4 protein-coding genes, 2 tRNA genes, 3 rRNA genes and 2 pseudogenes are annotated in these 18,279 nt (G+C 56.6%); 8 read left to right on the top strand and 3 right to left on the bottom strand.

The features are described 5' to 3' along the window. The first annotated feature begins 400 nt into the window (after positions 1 to 400). The 8 genes from LJU29_RS23950 to recD all read left to right on the top strand — a co-directional run bounded on the left by LJU29_RS23950 (position 401) and on the right by recD (position 15,103). Positions 401 to 1,939, top strand: a 16S ribosomal RNA gene (locus LJU29_RS23950). A gap of 123 nt (positions 1,940 to 2,062) precedes the next feature. Beyond that, positions 2,063 to 2,139: transfer RNA gene (locus LJU29_RS23945), tRNA-Ile, on the top strand. A 30-nt stretch (positions 2,140 to 2,169) separates the two neighbouring features. Further along, positions 2,170 to 2,245, top strand: a tRNA-Ala gene (locus LJU29_RS23940). A gap of 239 nt (positions 2,246 to 2,484) precedes the next feature. Beyond that, positions 2,485 to 5,377 (top strand): 23S ribosomal RNA (locus LJU29_RS23935). Positions 5,378 to 5,537: 160 nt separating this feature from the next. Then, a 5S ribosomal RNA gene (gene rrf / locus LJU29_RS23930) occupies positions 5,538 to 5,653 on the top strand. The 16S, 23S and 5S rRNA genes sit together here with 2 tRNA genes alongside, the layout of an rRNA operon. 194 nt (positions 5,654 to 5,847) lie before the next feature. Further along, the gene (recC, locus tag LJU29_RS23925) at positions 5,848 to 9,324 is read left to right on the top strand and encodes an exodeoxyribonuclease V subunit gamma (RefSeq protein WP_257111258.1); all 3,477 of its coding nucleotides are present in this window, start codon (positions 5,848 to 5,850) and stop codon (positions 9,322 to 9,324) included. Continuing rightward, positions 9,321 to 13,013, top strand: a complete 3,693-nt coding sequence (gene recB, locus LJU29_RS23920) for an exodeoxyribonuclease V subunit beta (RefSeq protein WP_057424189.1) — start codon at positions 9,321 to 9,323, stop codon at positions 13,011 to 13,013. Before recC ends, recB begins: the two co-directional genes overlap by 4 nt. Then, complete coding sequence (gene recD, locus LJU29_RS23915) at positions 13,010 to 15,103, top strand: exodeoxyribonuclease V subunit alpha (protein WP_257111257.1); 2,094 nt, start codon at positions 13,010 to 13,012, stop codon at positions 15,101 to 15,103. The genes recB and recD overlap by 4 nt, the downstream gene beginning before the upstream one ends. Before the next feature lie 207 nt (positions 15,104 to 15,310). On the opposite strand, the pseudogene LJU29_RS29405 reads toward recD, so the two are convergent. From LJU29_RS29405 to LJU29_RS23895, 3 genes and pseudogenes are all read right to left on the bottom strand, one after another. Continuing rightward, positions 15,311 to 16,213 (bottom strand): annotated as a pseudogene (locus LJU29_RS29405) (hypothetical protein). Positions 16,214 to 16,614: 401 nt separating this feature from the next. Continuing rightward, positions 16,615 to 17,496 (bottom strand): hypothetical protein, encoded by an 882-nt coding sequence (locus tag LJU29_RS23900; protein WP_257112864.1) that lies wholly within the window; start codon positions 17,494 to 17,496, stop codon positions 16,615 to 16,617. 163 nt (positions 17,497 to 17,659) lie between these two features. Then, positions 17,660 to 18,187 (bottom strand): annotated as a pseudogene (locus LJU29_RS23895) (hypothetical protein); the annotation flags it as partial. Positions 18,188 to 18,279: the final 92 nt, after the last annotated feature.

Genomic DNA, 18,279 nt, shown 5'->3' with positions numbered 1-18,279 from the left:
TCAGCGAGGAAGGAGGTCGAGTCTGCAGTGATCGACAGCGGTGAGAAAAAAGAGTTTGACACGCGGTTGTAACGCTGTAGAATTCGCCTCCCGCTGATGAGCAACTGAAGAGTTGATCGAAGCGCAAGTGGTTGAAGTTGCAAAGGAAACTTTGAAAACTTCTTAAAATAACCGCTTGACAGATACAAGAGACGCTGTAGAATGCGCGCCTCGGTTGAGACGAAAGCTCTTAACCATCCGCTCTTTAACAACTGAATCAAGCAATTCGTGTGGGTGCTTGTGGTGTCAGACTGAAGTCAACAGATTATCAGCAACCCAAGTTACTCCGCGAGAAATCAAAGATGTAACCAACGATTGCTGAGCCAAGTTTAGGGTTTTCTCAAAACCCAGTTAGATGTTTGAACTGAAGAGTTTGATCATGGCTCAGATTGAACGCTGGCGGCAGGCCTAACACATGCAAGTCGAGCGGCAGCACGGGTACTTGTACCTGGTGGCGAGCGGCGGACGGGTGAGTAATGCCTAGGAATCTGCCTGGTAGTGGGGGATAACGCTCGGAAACGGACGCTAATACCGCATACGTCCTACGGGAGAAAGCAGGGGACCTTCGGGCCTTGCGCTATCAGATGAGCCTAGGTCGGATTAGCTAGTTGGTGAGGTAATGGCTCACCAAGGCGACGATCCGTAACTGGTCTGAGAGGATGATCAGTCACACTGGAACTGAGACACGGTCCAGACTCCTACGGGAGGCAGCAGTGGGGAATATTGGACAATGGGCGAAAGCCTGATCCAGCCATGCCGCGTGTGTGAAGAAGGTCTTCGGATTGTAAAGCACTTTAAGTTGGGAGGAAGGGCAGTTACCTAATACGTGATTGTTTTGACGTTACCGACAGAATAAGCACCGGCTAACTCTGTGCCAGCAGCCGCGGTAATACAGAGGGTGCAAGCGTTAATCGGAATTACTGGGCGTAAAGCGCGCGTAGGTGGTTTGTTAAGTTGAATGTGAAATCCCCGGGCTCAACCTGGGAACTGCATCCAAAACTGGCAAGCTAGAGTATGGTAGAGGGTGGTGGAATTTCCTGTGTAGCGGTGAAATGCGTAGATATAGGAAGGAACACCAGTGGCGAAGGCGACCACCTGGACTGATACTGACACTGAGGTGCGAAAGCGTGGGGAGCAAACAGGATTAGATACCCTGGTAGTCCACGCCGTAAACGATGTCAACTAGCCGTTGGGAGCCTTGAGCTCTTAGTGGCGCAGCTAACGCATTAAGTTGACCGCCTGGGGAGTACGGCCGCAAGGTTAAAACTCAAATGAATTGACGGGGGCCCGCACAAGCGGTGGAGCATGTGGTTTAATTCGAAGCAACGCGAAGAACCTTACCAGGCCTTGACATCCAATGAACTTTCCAGAGATGGATTGGTGCCTTCGGGAGCATTGAGACAGGTGCTGCATGGCTGTCGTCAGCTCGTGTCGTGAGATGTTGGGTTAAGTCCCGTAACGAGCGCAACCCTTGTCCTTAGTTACCAGCACGTTATGGTGGGCACTCTAAGGAGACTGCCGGTGACAAACCGGAGGAAGGTGGGGATGACGTCAAGTCATCATGGCCCTTACGGCCTGGGCTACACACGTGCTACAATGGTCGGTACAGAGGGTTGCCAAGCCGCGAGGTGGAGCTAATCTCACAAAACCGATCGTAGTCCGGATCGCAGTCTGCAACTCGACTGCGTGAAGTCGGAATCGCTAGTAATCGCGAATCAGAATGTCGCGGTGAATACGTTCCCGGGCCTTGTACACACCGCCCGTCACACCATGGGAGTGGGTTGCACCAGAAGTAGCTAGTCTAACCTTCGGGAGGACGGTTACCACGGTGTGATTCATGACTGGGGTGAAGTCGTAACAAGGTAGCCGTAGGGGAACCTGCGGCTGGATCACCTCCTTAATCGACGACTCAGCTGCGCCATAAGCACCCACACGAATTGCTTGATTCATTGAAGAAGACGATTAGAAGCAGCTTTAAGCTCCAAGCTGATAGCTCAACGCTAGCGGCTACAAGCTCGAAATTGGGTCTGTAGCTCAGTTGGTTAGAGCGCACCCCTGATAAGGGTGAGGTCGGCAGTTCGAATCTGCCCAGACCCACCAATTTTGTGTGGGAAACGGCTGTAGAAATACGGGGCCATAGCTCAGCTGGGAGAGCGCCTGCCTTGCACGCAGGAGGTCAGCGGTTCGATCCCGCTTGGCTCCACCACTTACTGCTTCTGTTTGAAAGCCTAGAAATGAGCATTCCATTGATCCTGATGATCAATGAGTGAATGTTGATTTCTAGTCTTTGATTAGATCGTTCTTTAAAAATTTGGGTATGTGATAGAAAGAAATAGACCGGGCACCTCTTTCACTGGTGCGTGTCCGGGCTAAGGTAAAGTTTGTGAATGCAAACTTTCGGCGAATGTCGTCTTCACAGTATAACCAGATTGCTTGGGGTTATATGGTCAAGTGAAGAAGCGCATACGGTGGATGCCTTGGCAGTCAGAGGCGATGAAAGACGTGGTAGCCTGCGAAAAGCTTCGGGGAGTCGGCAAACAGACTGTGATCCGGAGATGTCTGAATGGGGGAACCCAGCCATCATAAGGTGGTTATCTTGTACTGAATACATAGGTGCAAGAAGCGAACCAGGGGAACTGAAACATCTAAGTACCCTGAGGAAAAGAAATCAACCGAGATTCCCTTAGTAGTGGCGAGCGAACGGGGACCAGCCCTTAAGTTGTATTGAGATTAGCGGAACGTTCTGGAAAGGACGGCCATAGTGGGTGATAGCCCTGTACGCGAAAATCCCTTTGCAATGAAATCGAGTAGGACGGGGCACGAGAAACCTTGTCTGAATATGGGGGGACCATCCTCCAAGGCTAAATACTACTGACTGACCGATAGTGAACCAGTACCGTGAGGGAAAGGCGAAAAGAACCGCGGAGAGCGGAGTGAAATAGATCCTGAAACCGTATGCGTACAAGCAGTGGGAGCCCACTTTGTTGGGTGACTGCGTACCTTTTGTATAATGGGTCAGCGACTTATTTTCAGTGGCGAGCTTAACCGAATAGGGGAGGCGTAGCGAAAGCGAGTCTTAATAGGGCGTCTAGTCGCTGGGAATAGACCCGAAACCGGGCGATCTATCCATGGGCAGGTTGAAGGTTGGGTAACACTAACTGGAGGACCGAACCGACTACCGTTGAAAAGTTAGCGGATGACCTGTGGATCGGAGTGAAAGGCTAATCAAGCTCGGAGATAGCTGGTTCTCCTCGAAAGCTATTTAGGTAGCGCCTCATGTATCACTGTAGGGGGTAGAGCACTGTTTCGGCTAGGGGGTCATCCCGACTTACCAAACCGATGCAAACTCCGAATACCTACAAGTGCCGAGCATGGGAGACACACGGCGGGTGCTAACGTCCGTCGTGAAAAGGGAAACAACCCAGACCGTCAGCTAAGGTCCCAAAGTCATGGTTAAGTGGGAAACGATGTGGGAAGGCTTAGACAGCTAGGAGGTTGGCTTAGAAGCAGCCACCCTTTAAAGAAAGCGTAATAGCTCACTAGTCGAGTCGGCCTGCGCGGAAGATGTAACGGGGCTCAAACCATGCACCGAAGCTACGGGTATCATCTTATGATGATGCGGTAGAGGAGCGTTCTGTAAGCCTGTGAAGGTGAGTTGAGAAGCTTGCTGGAGGTATCAGAAGTGCGAATGCTGACATGAGTAACGACAATGGGTGTGAAAAACACCCACGCCGAAAGACCAAGGTTTCCTGCGCAACGTTAATCGACGCAGGGTTAGTCGGTCCCTAAGGCGAGGCTGAAAAGCGTAGTCGATGGAAAACAGGTTAATATTCCTGTACTTCTGGTTATTGCGATGGAGGGACGGAGAAGGCTAGGCCAGCCTGGCGTTGGTTGTCCAGGTTTAAGGTGGTAGGCTGAGATCTTAGGTAAATCCGGGATCTCAAGGCCGAGAGCTGATGACGAGTGTTCTTTAGAACGCGAAGTGGTTGATGCCATGCTTCCAAGAAAAGCTTCTAAGCTTCAGGTAACCAGGAACCGTACCCCAAACCGACACAGGTGGTTGGGTAGAGAATACCAAGGCGCTTGAGAGAACTCGGGTGAAGGAACTAGGCAAAATGGCACCGTAACTTCGGGAGAAGGTGCGCCGGTGAGGGTGAAGCATTTACTGCGTAAGCCCACGCCGGTCGAAGATACCAGGCCGCTGCGACTGTTTATTAAAAACACAGCACTCTGCAAACACGAAAGTGGACGTATAGGGTGTGACGCCTGCCCGGTGCCGGAAGGTTAATTGATGGGGTTAGCGCAAGCGAAGCTCTTGATCGAAGCCCCGGTAAACGGCGGCCGTAACTATAACGGTCCTAAGGTAGCGAAATTCCTTGTCGGGTAAGTTCCGACCTGCACGAATGGCGTAACGATGGCGGCGCTGTCTCCACCCGAGACTCAGTGAAATTGAAATCGCTGTGAAGATGCAGTGTATCCGCGGCTAGACGGAAAGACCCCGTGAACCTTTACTATAGCTTTGCACTGGACTTTGAATTTGCTTGTGTAGGATAGGTGGGAGGCTTTGAAGCGTGGACGCCAGTCTGCGTGGAGCCAACCTTGAAATACCACCCTGGCAACTTTGAGGTTCTAACTCAGGTCCGTTATCCGGATCGAGGACAGTGTATGGTGGGTAGTTTGACTGGGGCGGTCTCCTCCTAAAGAGTAACGGAGGAGTACGAAGGTGCGCTCAGACCGGTCGGAAATCGGTCGTAGAGTATAAAGGCAAAAGCGCGCTTGACTGCGAGACAGACACGTCGAGCAGGTACGAAAGTAGGTCTTAGTGATCCGGTGGTTCTGTATGGAAGGGCCATCGCTCAACGGATAAAAGGTACTCCGGGGATAACAGGCTGATACCGCCCAAGAGTTCATATCGACGGCGGTGTTTGGCACCTCGATGTCGGCTCATCACATCCTGGGGCTGAAGCCGGTCCCAAGGGTATGGCTGTTCGCCATTTAAAGTGGTACGCGAGCTGGGTTTAGAACGTCGTGAGACAGTTCGGTCCCTATCTGCCGTGGACGTTTGAGATTTGAGAGGGGCTGCTCCTAGTACGAGAGGACCGGAGTGGACGAACCTCTGGTGTTCCGGTTGTCACGCCAGTGGCATTGCCGGGTAGCTATGTTCGGAAAAGATAACCGCTGAAAGCATCTAAGCGGGAAACTTGCCTCAAGATGAGATCTCACTGGAACCTTGAGTTCCCTAAAGGGCCGTCGAAGACTACGACGTTGATAGGTTGGGTGTGTAAGCGCTGTGAGGCGTTGAGCTAACCAATACTAATTGCCCGTGAGGCTTGACCATATAACACCCAAGCAATTTGAATGGACTTCCTGACAGGAGCATCAGATTGCGGTGACTGTGAAGATGACACGAACCGAAAGTTTGCGTCACAACCGCACCGAGCTATCACATACCCGATTTGCTGAAGCGCGCCGCAAGGCACGATTCGGTACCCGAATTTCTTGACGACCATAGAACATTGGAACCACCTGATCCCATCCCGAACTCAGCAGTGAAACGATGTATCGCCGATGGTAGTGTGGGGTTTCCCCATGTGAGAGTAGGTCATCGTCAAGATTAAATTCCAGAAACCCTCTTCGCTTACGCGTTGAGGGTTTTTGTTTGTCTGGGGTTCCACAAACCTCTGCATTCTCCTGAACTCATAACCACACCTCTCCGGCAGTCATTCAGACCAACATGCTTATGGCAATCCAGCGCGCTTGCCCTTATGGTTCGGCATCAGGTTCTACGCACCGGTCAAGGAAGCAAGCATGTCCGTTACAACCTCTCTGAGTGCAGGTTTCATGGTGGTTCAAGGCAACCGCCCGGATGAGCTGCGCAGTCTGGTTGTGTCGTGGATGCGACGTTATCCATTGGCCCCCCTGGAAAACGAGATTGCTCTGGTGCAGAGCAACGGCATTGCGCAGTGGTTGAAACTGGCGTTGGCCGAGGACGCTCAGGATGAAGATAGCGGTGGCTGTGGCATTGCCGCAGCCATAGACGTCCAATTGCCCGGTAGCTTCATGTGGACGCTGTACCGCATGGTTCTCGGAAGCGATGAAATCCCCTCGACTTCCTTGCTCGACAAGACCCCGCTGACCTGGCGCTTGATGCGCTTGCTCCCTGAACTTATCAATCAGCCGCACTTCGAGCCTCTGCAGCGTTTCCTGACCGACGACACTGATCTGCGCAAGCGCTATCAATTGTCCGAGCGCCTGTCAGATCTGTTCGACCAATATCAGGTTTACCGCGCCGACTGGCTGGAGGACTGGGCCGCTGGCCGCCATCAATTGCGCGATGGGCGAGGTCAGGCCAGACCGCTGTCAGCCGCCAATTGCTGGCAAGCCGAACTGTGGCGCGCGCTGCTAAATGATGTCGGTGCCAAAGGTATGTCGCAGAGTCGAGCGGGTGTACATCAGCGTTTCATCGAGCGCATCGGCAGCATGACCGAAGCGCCTCCGGGTTTGCCGGCACGCGTCATCGTTTTTGGCATTTCCTCGCTGCCTGCACAAGCGCTCGAGGCATTGGCGGGCCTAGCCAAGTTCAGCCAGGTTCTGCTCTGCGTTCACAACCCGTGTCGCCATCACTGGGCTGATATCGTCGCCGACAAGGACCTGCTGCGTCACCAGTACAAACGCCAGGCGCGCAAGACCGGAATGCCGATGGTCCTCGACCCGCAAGCGCTGCATCAGCATGCTCACCCGCTGCTCGCTGCCTGGGGCAAGCAGGGTCGCGATTACATCAATTTGCTGGACAGCCATGATGATCCGCGCAGCTACCGCTCTTCGTTCAAGGATGAGCGGATTGATCTGTTCAGTGAAGTCGAGCCCACCAATCTGCTGAATCAGTTGCAGGACGATATTCTCGAGCTACGCCCGCTGGATGAAACCCGTGAGCTCTGGCCGGCAGTCGATCCGCTGGAAGATCGCTCGGTCCGTTTCCATGTTGCGCACAGTGCGCAGCGCGAAGTGGAAGTGCTGCATGACCAGCTATTGGCACGGTTCAGCAAAGACCCGGGCCTGCGCCCGCGTGACGTGATTGTCATGGTCCCGGATATCGACAGCTACGCCCCACACATACGAGCGGTATTCGGGCAAATCGAACGCGAAGACCGTCGCTTCATCCCCTTTACGCTGGCCGACCAGGGGCAACGTGGCCGCGAACCCTTGCTGATTGCCGTTGAACACCTCCTCAAACTCCCGGACAGCCGCTTCCCGGTCAGCGAAATCCTTGACCTGCTCGATGTTCCTGCCTTGCGCGCGCGCTTCAGGATTCAGGAGCGCGATCTGCCAACGCTGCACCGCTGGATAGAAGGCGCCGGCATTCGCTGGGGCCTCAACGCACAGCAGCGTGCCGGTCTGGGGTTGCCGGATGCGCTGGAGCAGAACAGCTGGCATTTTGGTCTGCGGCGCATGCTGCTGGGTTACGCCGTGGGTGCAGGTGACGCTTACGACGGCATTGAGCCTTACGATGAGATTGGCGGGCTTGATGCCGCATTGATCGGCCCACTGGTAGCGCTGATTGACGCGCTTCAGGTGGCCCATATGGAATTATCGACACCCGCAACTCCGTACGCGTGGGGAGAGCGCCTGCAATCGCTGTTGCAGTTGTTCTTCCTCGCCGACAGCGAACACGACGATTACCTGCTCGCTCAGCTTGAAACACTGCGCGAAAACTGGCTGGAAACCTGTGAAGCGGTAGGGCTGACCGATGAGCTGCCGTTGACCGTTGTGCGTGAGGCCTGGCTGGCCGGGCTTGATCAGGGGCGCCTGTCCCAACGCTTTCTGGCGGGTTCGGTCAACTTCTGCACCCTGATGCCCATGCGCGCCATTCCATTCAAAGTGGTCTGCCTGCTGGGCATGAACGACGGCGATTACCCGCGCGCGCAACCGCCGCTGGATTTCGACCTGATGGGCAGCGACTACCGTCCCGGCGACCGTTCGCGGCGTGAAGACGATCGCTACCTGTTGCTGGAAGCGCTGCTCTCGGCCAGAGACCAGCTCTATATCAGCTGGGTTGGCCACAGCATTCGGGACAACAGCGAGCGTCCTGCATCGGTGCTGATTGGCCAATTGCGCGATCACCTGGCCAGTGGCTGGAAGCTGGCTGGCGAGACCGAACCGGACGGCAAGCAGGACGATGGCGAGCGTTTGCTGAACGCGCTGACTGTGGATCACCCGCTGCAGCCTTTCAGTGCCAGTTACTTCCATGCAGGCACGGGGTATTTCAGCTTCGCCCGCGAGTGGCGCCTGCTGCATGAAACCGACCTTCAGGTGCCCGTACCTCAAGCGCTTCCCCCCCATGAGCAGGAAGAACCCCTGTCCATTGCACAGTTACAGGACTTCCTGAGAAACCCGGTGAAGCATTTCTTCAGCCAGCGCCTGAAAATCTATTTCGAAGTCGCCGAAGCGCCGCTCGCCGATGAGGAACCGTTCGTGCTCGACGCGCTTGAGCGTAACGGCCTCAGTGAAAGCCTGCTCAGCGCAGCGATGGCTTCCCCTGACGATATGGATGTCGCCCTGAAAGCCCAGGCACTGAAACTGCAAGCCAGTGGCCTGCTGCCGCTCGCGGGGTTCGGCACCTTGATGCAGAGCGAGCTGATCGAGCCGTTGCCAGACGTCCTCAAGCGTTACCACGACCTGTTGACCCTCTGGCCCGAAACGTTGAGCAGCGCATTACCGATCAGTTTCAGCCATGGCAGTGTGAGTATCGATGGCTGGCTTGGCGGGCTGCACCGTAACGCTCGTGGTGAGCTGTTGCTGGTCACGGCGATTCCCAACAGCATCGGCTCGAAAAAGACTCGCAAATGGCACCGGCTGATTCGGCCGTGGGTCAATCACCTGGTTGCCTGCGCCTGCGAGCTGCCGTTGCACACGGCACTGGTCGCCAGTGACGAAACCCTCATGCTCGAACCGTTGGACAAGGACGCGGCCATTACCACGCTGAATCACTTGCTTATGGCTTGGCTACGCGGCATGCAAGAGCCTTTACCAGTCGCCGTCAAAACCGCATTTGCCTGGCTGGGCCAGCCCGCCGACAAAGCCGAAGCAGCAGCCCGCAAGGCCTATGAGGGTGACGGGCAGACCACTGATGGTGAGCGCCGCGAAAGCACCGCGCTGGCCCGACAGTTTCCGGACTTTGACGCGCTGGTCGACAGTGAAGAGTTTGCAGGCTGGTGCGAGACGCTCTACAAACCGGTTTACGATGCGCCCTGGCAGTCGTTGTCTGGCGGGGAGGGTGGCGCATGAACAAACAATCCCTTCCTCTGGCGCTGCGCTTTCCACTACGCGGCAGTCAACTGATCGAGGCCAGCGCCGGGACCGGCAAGACCTTCACCATCTCCGCCCTGTACTTGCGCCTAGTGCTTGGGCACGGCACCGAACAGTCAGGCTTTGGTCGTGAATTGCTGCCGCCGCAGATCCTCGTGGTGACCTTTACCGACGCCGCTACCAAGGAGCTGCGTGACAGGATTCGTACCCGATTGGCGGAAGCTGCGCGGTTCTTTCGTGACGAGATTGCCGCACCTGACGGTTTGATTGCCGAGCTGCGCGAGCAGTTCGAGGCCGAGCAGTGGCCGGCCTGTGCCAGCCGTCTGGACATCGCCGCACAATGGATGGACGAAGCCGCCGTCTCGACGATCCACAGCTGGTGCCAGCGCATGTTGCGCGAACACGCATTCGACAGCGGCAGCCTATTCACCCAGACCCTGGAAACCGACCACAGCGATTTGCTCGGTGAAGTGCTGCGCGACTACTGGCGCCGCTTCTGCTACCCCATGAGCGGCGACGCGTTGACTTGGGTGCGGGAAAATCTGAGCGGTCCGGCGGCGTTGTTGCCGCGTGTGCGAGGTTTGTTTGGTCGTGATCGCAGCCCGCTCACTCAAGAGCCCGCCGAACTGATCGAGGCGTCATTGCAGGAGCGCCGAGCAGCGCTCGCTGCCCTGAAAGCGCCTTGGGCCGCTTGGGCTGAAGAGCTGTATGCGCTCTGTCAGGACGCCGTAGCCCGCAAAGTGGTCGATGGCCGCAAGATGCAGGAGCGCTACTTCAAGCCCTGGTTTGAAAAGCTTGCCGCATGGGCCGCTGACGACACACAGGAAACGCTGGACCTGGGAACCGGTTTCACTCGCCTGACCCCGGAAGGTGTTGCCGAAGCCTGGAAAAGTGATCCGCCTTCACATCCTGCTTTCGAGGCCATGGCACAGCTGAAAGCTGCGCTGGACAGCCTGCCCAAGCCGGATGCCGCGGTGTTGCAGCATGCGGCGCAGTGGGTAAGTGCCCGCTTTGAAGAAGAGAAGCGGCGTCGCGCCGAGATGGGGTTTGACGACATGTTGCTCAGGCTCGATGCCGCCCTGCACAGCGCTGGCGGCGAACGTCTGGCCACCCTGATTCGTGAGCAGTTTCCGGTAGCGTTGATCGATGAGTTTCAGGATACCGACCCGGTGCAGTACCGGATCTTCGACAGCATCTATCGCCTTGAGGGTAACGACGAGCAGACCGGGCTGTTCCTGATCGGCGACCCGAAGCAGGCGATCTATGCGTTTCGCGGTGCCGATATCTACACCTACCTGCGCGCCCGGCAGGCCACCGACGGCCGTTGGCACACGCTGGACACCAACTACCGCTCCAGCCATGCAATGGTCGCGTCGGTCAACCATGTCTTCACGCGCGCAGAGCAACGTCCGCAAGGCCGCGGAGCGTTTCTGTTTCGTGATGATCAAGGCAATCAGGTGCCGTTCTCCGATGCGCTGGCCCAAGGGCGCAAAGAGACCCTGGAAGTCGAAGGCGCGCCACTGACTGCACTGACGGTCTGGCATCTTGAAAGCGAACAGCCGGTGTCCGGGGTTATTTATCGCCAACAGTTGGCGGCCAGTTGCGCCAGCGAGATCGTGCGCCTGCTCAACGCCGGTCAACAGGGCCGTGCCGGTTTCGCCATGCTTGACAAACCGCTGCGCGGGCTGCGTCCGGCCGATATTGCGATTCTGGTCCGCGATGGCAAGGAAGCGCAGGCGGTGCGTCAGCAGCTCAGCGCGCGTGGCGTGCGTAGTGTTTATCTGTCGGACAAGGATTCAGTATTCGCCGCTCAGGAAGCCCACGACCTGCTGTCCTGGCTCAAAGCCTGTGCCGAGCCCGATTCAGAACGTACGCTGCGTGCCGCACTGGCATGTATCACGCTTGACCTGCCACTGGCCGAGTTGGAGCGTCTGAATCAGGACGAGCTGGCGTGGGAACGGCGCGTCATGCAGTTCCGTGGCTATCGTGCCGTGTGGCGCAGCCAGGGCGTCCTGCCAATGCTGCGCTGCCTGCTGCACGACTTTGCCCTGCCGCAGACATTGATGACGCGTACCGACGGTGAGCGAGTACTGACCAACCTGTTGCACTTGTCTGAACTGCTGCAGCAGGCCGCCGCCGAACTGGACGGCGAACAGGCGCTGATTCGGCATCTGGGCGACCACCTTGCGCTGTCCGGTCAGGCTGGCGAAGAACAGATTTTGCGTCTGGAAAGCGACGAGCAACTGGTCAAGGTGGTGACCATCCACAAGTCCAAGGGCCTGCAATATCCGCTGGTATTCCTGCCATTCATTTGCTCCTCGAAACCCGTGGACGGCAGTCGCCTGCCACTGCAGTTTCATGACGCCGACGGCAACTCGCAGATCAGCCTGCAACCCACCGAAGCGCTGATTCAGCAAGCCGATGACGAACGTCTGGCCGAAGACCTGCGCTTGCTCTACGTGGCGCTGACCCGTTCCGAACACGCTTGCTGGCTGGGCGTTGCCGACCTCAAACGCGGCAATGCCAGCAACTCGATGCTGCACCGTTCTGCGTTGGGTTATTTGCTGGGTGGCGGTGTTGTGCTGGCCGAGTCGGCAGAGCTGAAAGTCTGGCTGCGTGATCTCGCGCAAGGCTGTGATGCGATTGCCTTGCAGCCTGTTCCCGAGCCCACTGACGAACGCTTCAGTGCGCCGCGCAACGAAGCCGCGCTGGTCAAACTGCTGGTACCCAAACGTCGCGCTGCCGAGAACTGGTGGATCGCCTCCTACAGCGCCCTGCGTATCGGCGACACCGTAACCACCGGTGCCGATGAATCGCCTGACAGTCCGCAGGCACAGAAGCTGTTCGACGACGAGCGCCTGGACCCTGAAGCGCCGCGTGACATTTTGACCAGCGGCGGCGATATCCACCGCTTTCCGCGTGGCCCCAATCCCGGCACCTTTCTGCATGGACTGCTCGAATGGGCTGGCAACGAAGGTTTTGCGATGACCGCGCACGCGCCGGACAAACTGCAGGACGCCGTTGCCCGGCGCTGCAATCGGCGCGGTTGGGCGGGCTGGATCAATACCCTGAGCGATTGGCTGCAGCACATGCTGAACATGCAGTTGCGTCTGTCGCCGGATGCCACACCGGTCGCGCTGGGTGAGCTGGACCAGCCCAATCAGTACCGCATAGAGATGGAATTCTGGTTCGCCAGCAACAACGTCAATGTGGCGCAGATGGATGCCCTGGTACGCCGCTTCACCCACAACAACGCGCCGCGTGCCGCGACCGAGACGGTTTCGCTCAATGGCATGTTCAAAGGCTTTATCGACCTGACGTTCGAACACGACAGTCGTTATTACGTGGCTGACTACAAGTCCAACTGGCTGGGCACCGACGACACTGCGTACACCGAACTGGCGATGGAAACCGCCATTCTCGACAACCGCTACGACCTGCAATACGTCCTGTACTTGCTGGCGTTGCATCGTCAGCTCAAGGCACGGATGGCCGACTATGATTACGACCAGCACATGGGCGGCGCGCTGTATCTGTTCCTGCGCGGCAGCCGTTCGGTCTCTCAGGGCGCGTATTTTGTCCGTCCGCCACGCGAACTGATAGAGAGTCTGGACCTTTTGTTTCAGGGTAAACCGTTAGCGCATGACCTGCCGGGAGCATTGGCATGAGCCGCTCGTTCGACGATCTGTTGCCCACCGCGCTGGACGACATCAGCCTCGCTGAATTGAGTCCGCTGACGCGCGTCGGCGATCTGTTGATCCTGCTGGAGCGCTGGGTCGAGCGCGGCTGGTTGCGTGCGCTGGACAAAGCATTTGTCGCGTTCCTCAGTGACCTCGATCCGCAAGCCGATCCACTGGTGCTGGTGGCTGCGGCGCTGACCAGCCATCAGCTCGGCCACGGCCATGTCTGCCTGGATCTGTACGAAACCCTGAAAGAACCGGACTTCGCCCTGTCACTGCCACCCGAGGGCGATCAGCAAGGCGGGACAATGCTGCTGCCCTCACAACTGTTGGCCGCGCAGGATGGCACCGCGTGGTGCCAGGCGCTTGCAGGCAGCATGCTGGTGGCCGAAGTAGGAGACTCAAGTGCCGAGGCGTTGCAAAAACCATTAGTGCTGGCCGAGCGACGTTTATATCTGCGCCGCTACTGGACCTATGAACGGCGTATCGCCGCAGCCTTGCGTCAGCGCCTGGCGCAGAGCGAAACGCCGCCGGAGGATCTGCCGCAGCGCCTGAATGCCCTGTTCGGGCCTGCGAACTCAGCGCCTCAAGCCATTATCGACTGGCAGAAACTTGCCTGCGCGCTGGCGACCCGCAAGGGCTTCAGCATCATCACCGGTGGCCCTGGCACCGGCAAGACCACAACCGTGGTGCGCTTGCTGGCCTTATTGCAGGCCCCGGCGGTGCAGAGCGGCCAGCCGTTGCGTATCCGTCTGGCGGCACCTACCGGCAAGGCGGCGGCCCGGCTGACCGAGTCCATCAGCCAGCAGGTGCAGAGCCTGGACGTCAGCGACGACGTACGGCAGAAAATCCCCAGCGAAGTCACCACCGTCCACCGCCTGCTGGGCAGCCGCCCCGGTACCCGGCACTTTCGCCATCACGCAGGCAACTTACTGCCACTGGACGTGCTGGTGGTTGATGAAGCATCCATGATCGACCTGGAAATGATGGCCAATCTGCTCGACGCATTACCGCCGCATGCGCGCATGGTGCTGCTCGGCGACAAGGACCAGTTGGCGTCCGTTGAGGCGGGTGCCGTACTGGGCGATTTGTGTCGCGACGCCGAAGAAGGTTTTTACAGCCCTGAAACTCAGGCCTGGCTTGAAGCTGTCAGCGGCGAAGACCTCAGCAAAGGTGCCTTGCGCCAAGGCGATGCGCAGCACCATCCATTGGCCCAGCAGGTGGTGATGCTGCGCCACTCGCGTCGTTTTGGCCAAGGCAGCGGTATCGGCCAGTTGGCCCGACTGGTCAACCAGCAGCAGGACCAACAGGCCCGCGCGCTGCTTGCGGCGGGCAGTCACGACGACCTGTTCGCCCTGACCCTCAAGGGCGAACAGGATCTGAAGTTCGAACGCCTTGTGCTCGACGGGCTTGGCAGAGGCGAGCAAGGTCCGCAGGGTTACCGCCATTACCTCAACGTACTTGCCGCCGGGCGGCCCGCCGATGATTCGGCACTCGACGACCATTGCTGGACGCGATGGGCGCGCTCGGTACTCAGCGCCTTCGACGCCTTTCAACTGCTGTGTGCCGTACGCAAAGGCCCGTGGGGCGTGGAGGGTTTGAACCAGCGCATCACTCACGCGTTGTTCAGCGCGAAGCTGATCGAAAGCGAACAGCAATGGTACGAAGGTCGCCCGGTGCTGATGACCCACAACGACTATGGCCTTGGCCTGATGAACGGCGACATCGGCATCACCTTGCGCCTGCCCGAGCGCGACGGCGAGGGCAAACAGGTATTGCGCGTCGCCTTCCCCCGCAACGACGGCAGCGAAGGCGTACGCTTCGTCCTGCCCAGCCGCCTCAACGAGGTCGAAACCGTGTACGCCATGACCGTACACAAATCCCAGGGCTCCGAATTCGCCCACACCGCCCTGATCCTGCCCGAAGCGCTCAACCCGGTACTGACCAAAGAACTCATCTACACCGGTATCACCCGCGCCAAACACTGGTTCAGCCTGATCGAACCGCGCCAGGGCATCTTCGAAGAAGCCCTGCGCCGCAAGGTCAAACGCCTGAGTGGGCTGATGTTGGGGCTTTGAGCCTGCCCGTGATCACGCCTAAGCCGCCTGCAGTCGTGAAGGCTCTAAAAAGCTGGCGTCTGCCCGGATGGAGCGGAAGCGGACCGGGCGCCAGTGGGAGCGGACTCGTCCGCGAACTGCCGGGAACCGGCAGCAACGGTGCACACGGTACATCAGACGCAACTGAGGCAGCTCGTCTAAGGGCCGCCGCAGATCCGACACAACACCTCACACGCCATAATCCACATACCGCGCCATGAGATTCGGTCGGCTAAACGTGTCAATCGCATAAACCCGCTGCCACATGGCATCGACTTCCGCTTTGAACGTCTCGTTATCCATGTCGATCCAGTAACGAGGGTTGCGGCCGCGCTGCTGATCGTAACTGGCAGTGACCGGGTCCAGGTGCCGGTACGGTTCAAACAACGGGATATCCGGAATCGGGCCGCTGGTGTCCATGTAGTTTTGCAGGAAGTCCCAGAGAGCACAGGGGCGTTGCTGGAAATCATCAGGGCCGAGTAATGCGTGAAAGTTGATGCACTGCTCCTCGTAGCGATGCTGGAGCATCAGGCCGTGATAGCAGCCATGACGATCATGCGTGGTGGTCATGTAGGCATCGAACTCGTAGAACGGCGCGATGAACTCGTCGATCACCCCTTCTTTTCGATGGCGTTTGTAGCCGAAGATCGTGATCAGGCCGGTTTTGCGGTTAAGCTCCCAGAGTGGGCCTTTTGGCGGGCGGAACCAGAGGCGGGGAAAGTGATTGATGACGATATGGCCGACGACCCAAAAGACCAACTAAGGTGCCATAAGAATCGGAAATGTTTCGATGATATTATTAAAGTACAGGGTGATGGCTGAGACAGTCGGCTTATTGATACCCAAGAAGCTTACGAGCAAGAACATAGGAAGCAAAATAATGAAAGACCATTTTCCACCCTGTTGCATGAATAACCATAATTGCGTTTTTAACGGGAGCTGAGTAAAGCGGAATCGCTCTTGATCATACTTTTGATGCAAGTCAACTGATTCAAAGATAGCCGGTGCATAAGTATTTTCAGCTTTCTGTTGTATCGCTTTTATCTGCTCTTTTTGCCAAAATCTCATGCTCTCAGGTGTGGAGTTTTTCATGAGTTCAATAGGCACTGCCTCCTGAGTTGAGGACCAAGGCAAGCGTATGGCACCAGACAAGATAGTACGGGGCTTAAGTGCACATGATTGCCGTAAGATGTTGTCTGGACTGTATGAGTGGGAAGCGTAATAAAGCCTATGGATTGATTTAGTCATTAGCCTCGGCCTGGTGAGTTATTTCATCTGTCCAAAATGGTTGGTTAACCTTATTGACGTCTGGCTTGGTCCACGCATCGCTAAACCGGGGTTGACTCTCGTGCCAATGCTCCGCGTTGGCATGCATCCCGTGACGCTCCGCGTCACGAATCTGCAGCCTTGCGCGTTATCAAGTGTGACTGAGGTTTAGGTTTTGCATGCGTCCGACCTGGAACACAGTCCCGTCGCTGACCGGACGCCACATCTCATGATCCGTAATCCACATACCGAGCCATGAGATTCGGGCGGCTGAACGTGTCAATCGCATAAACCCGCTGCCACATGGCATCGACCTCGGCCTTGAACGTGGCGTCATCCATGTCGATCCAGTAGCGAGGGTCGCGGCCGCGCTGCTGATCGTAGCTGGCAGTGACCGGATCCAGGTGCCGGTACGGTTCAAACAACGGGATGTCCGGAATCGGGCCGCTGGTGTCCATATAGTTTTGGAGGAAGTCCCAGAGTGCACAGGGGCGTTGCTGGAAATCGTCAGGGCTGAGCAGTGCGTGAAAGTTGATGGACTGCTCTTCGTAGCGATGCTGGAGCATCAGGCCGTGATAGCAGCCATGACGATCATGCGTGGTGGTCATGTAGGCATCGAACTCGTAGAACGGCGCGATGAACTCGTCGATCACCCCTTCTTTTCGATGGCGTTTGTAGCCGAAGATCGTGACCAGACCGGTTCTACGGTTTAGCTCCCAGAGTGGGCCTTTTGGCGGACGGAACCAGAGGCGGGGGAAATGATTTACAACGATGTATCCCACGCTCCAGCAGAGTAGAGGGGGGAGTGAAATAAAGTAGCCACCTCCAATAAGCGTGTCAAAAAAATTAATTTTTGTGTAAGAATTTATCGAGGCAACATACATCATCAATGCTATAAATATATGAAATGGCGTAAATATTAAAAACGACCATTTTCCACCGAGATATGCGTAAATCCAGATTTTTGAATTCATGGGCAGCTGCGCAAAGCGCAGACGCTCGTGATCATAATTTTGATGAAGGTTTACCCCTTCAAACGGTGCTGGGACATAGGCTCTACTATTTGTGCTCTCCTGCTTTTCTTGTCTGATTTTTTTCCAAAAACGCATCTCCGCTGGGGTCGGCTCGTCCAAAATACTGTCTGGCACTACAGCCTTTGTGTGCCCCCAGGCCAAGCGCGAATCCTCAAAATTATAAGCAGATTGTGCAGGTTGAGCGGGTACGCTGTTTGGTAGGTAAGCGCTTTCGCCGTAGTAGGTGTTGCTTTCGGAATTAATCACTAGACGAAGCCCCGTGCGTGACTTCGTCAGCCCAGAACGGTTGATTGATTTTTCCAAAGTCAGGCGTTTCCCAGTTTTGGCTGTACTGAGTGGAGTCCTTGACACCCGGGGCGGGGAAATAATATTTTTCTCTTCCGCGCGTCAGGATAAATTGAGCTCTTACCACCCATTTGTAATAATGTCTGCGGCTGCCTGTCGAGGATATCTGATTAACTTTAGTTGTGAAAAAAAGCTCCAGTGCATCAGGGTGCAGCCGTTGTGCATTCGGCGTTTCAGGTCTTTCACCGGCCTCACTTTCTGCTCGATAAGGAACGCCCTGATTATTGGTTCTTTCAGTGATACGGCACTGCCGACACTCGGCTTGAATACTGATGCTGTCGAGACGACCTATAAAGCCCGGCAAGCGGCTTTGCAGGCGAATAATCGTGTCTGCACTAGGGATGGCGTGAGGTATGTCGGCGCGAGTATTAAATGTAGCGTGCTTTTCGTAAGCCGGATTTTTTTCGATGGAAATGCTAAGGAAGGTCTGAAGTAGCCGGATGTTTTCCGGCTACCGAGTCCTCAGCACTTTTCAAAAAACGATGCATGTCGAAATTTGCTCAATTATCTTCG

It is taken from the genome of Pseudomonas ficuserectae, from assembly GCF_024584585.1.
In the GTDB taxonomy this organism is placed as follows: domain Bacteria; phylum Pseudomonadota; class Gammaproteobacteria; order Pseudomonadales; family Pseudomonadaceae; genus Aquipseudomonas; species Aquipseudomonas amygdali.
This window is presented reverse-complemented; position numbering and strand designations above follow the sequence as displayed.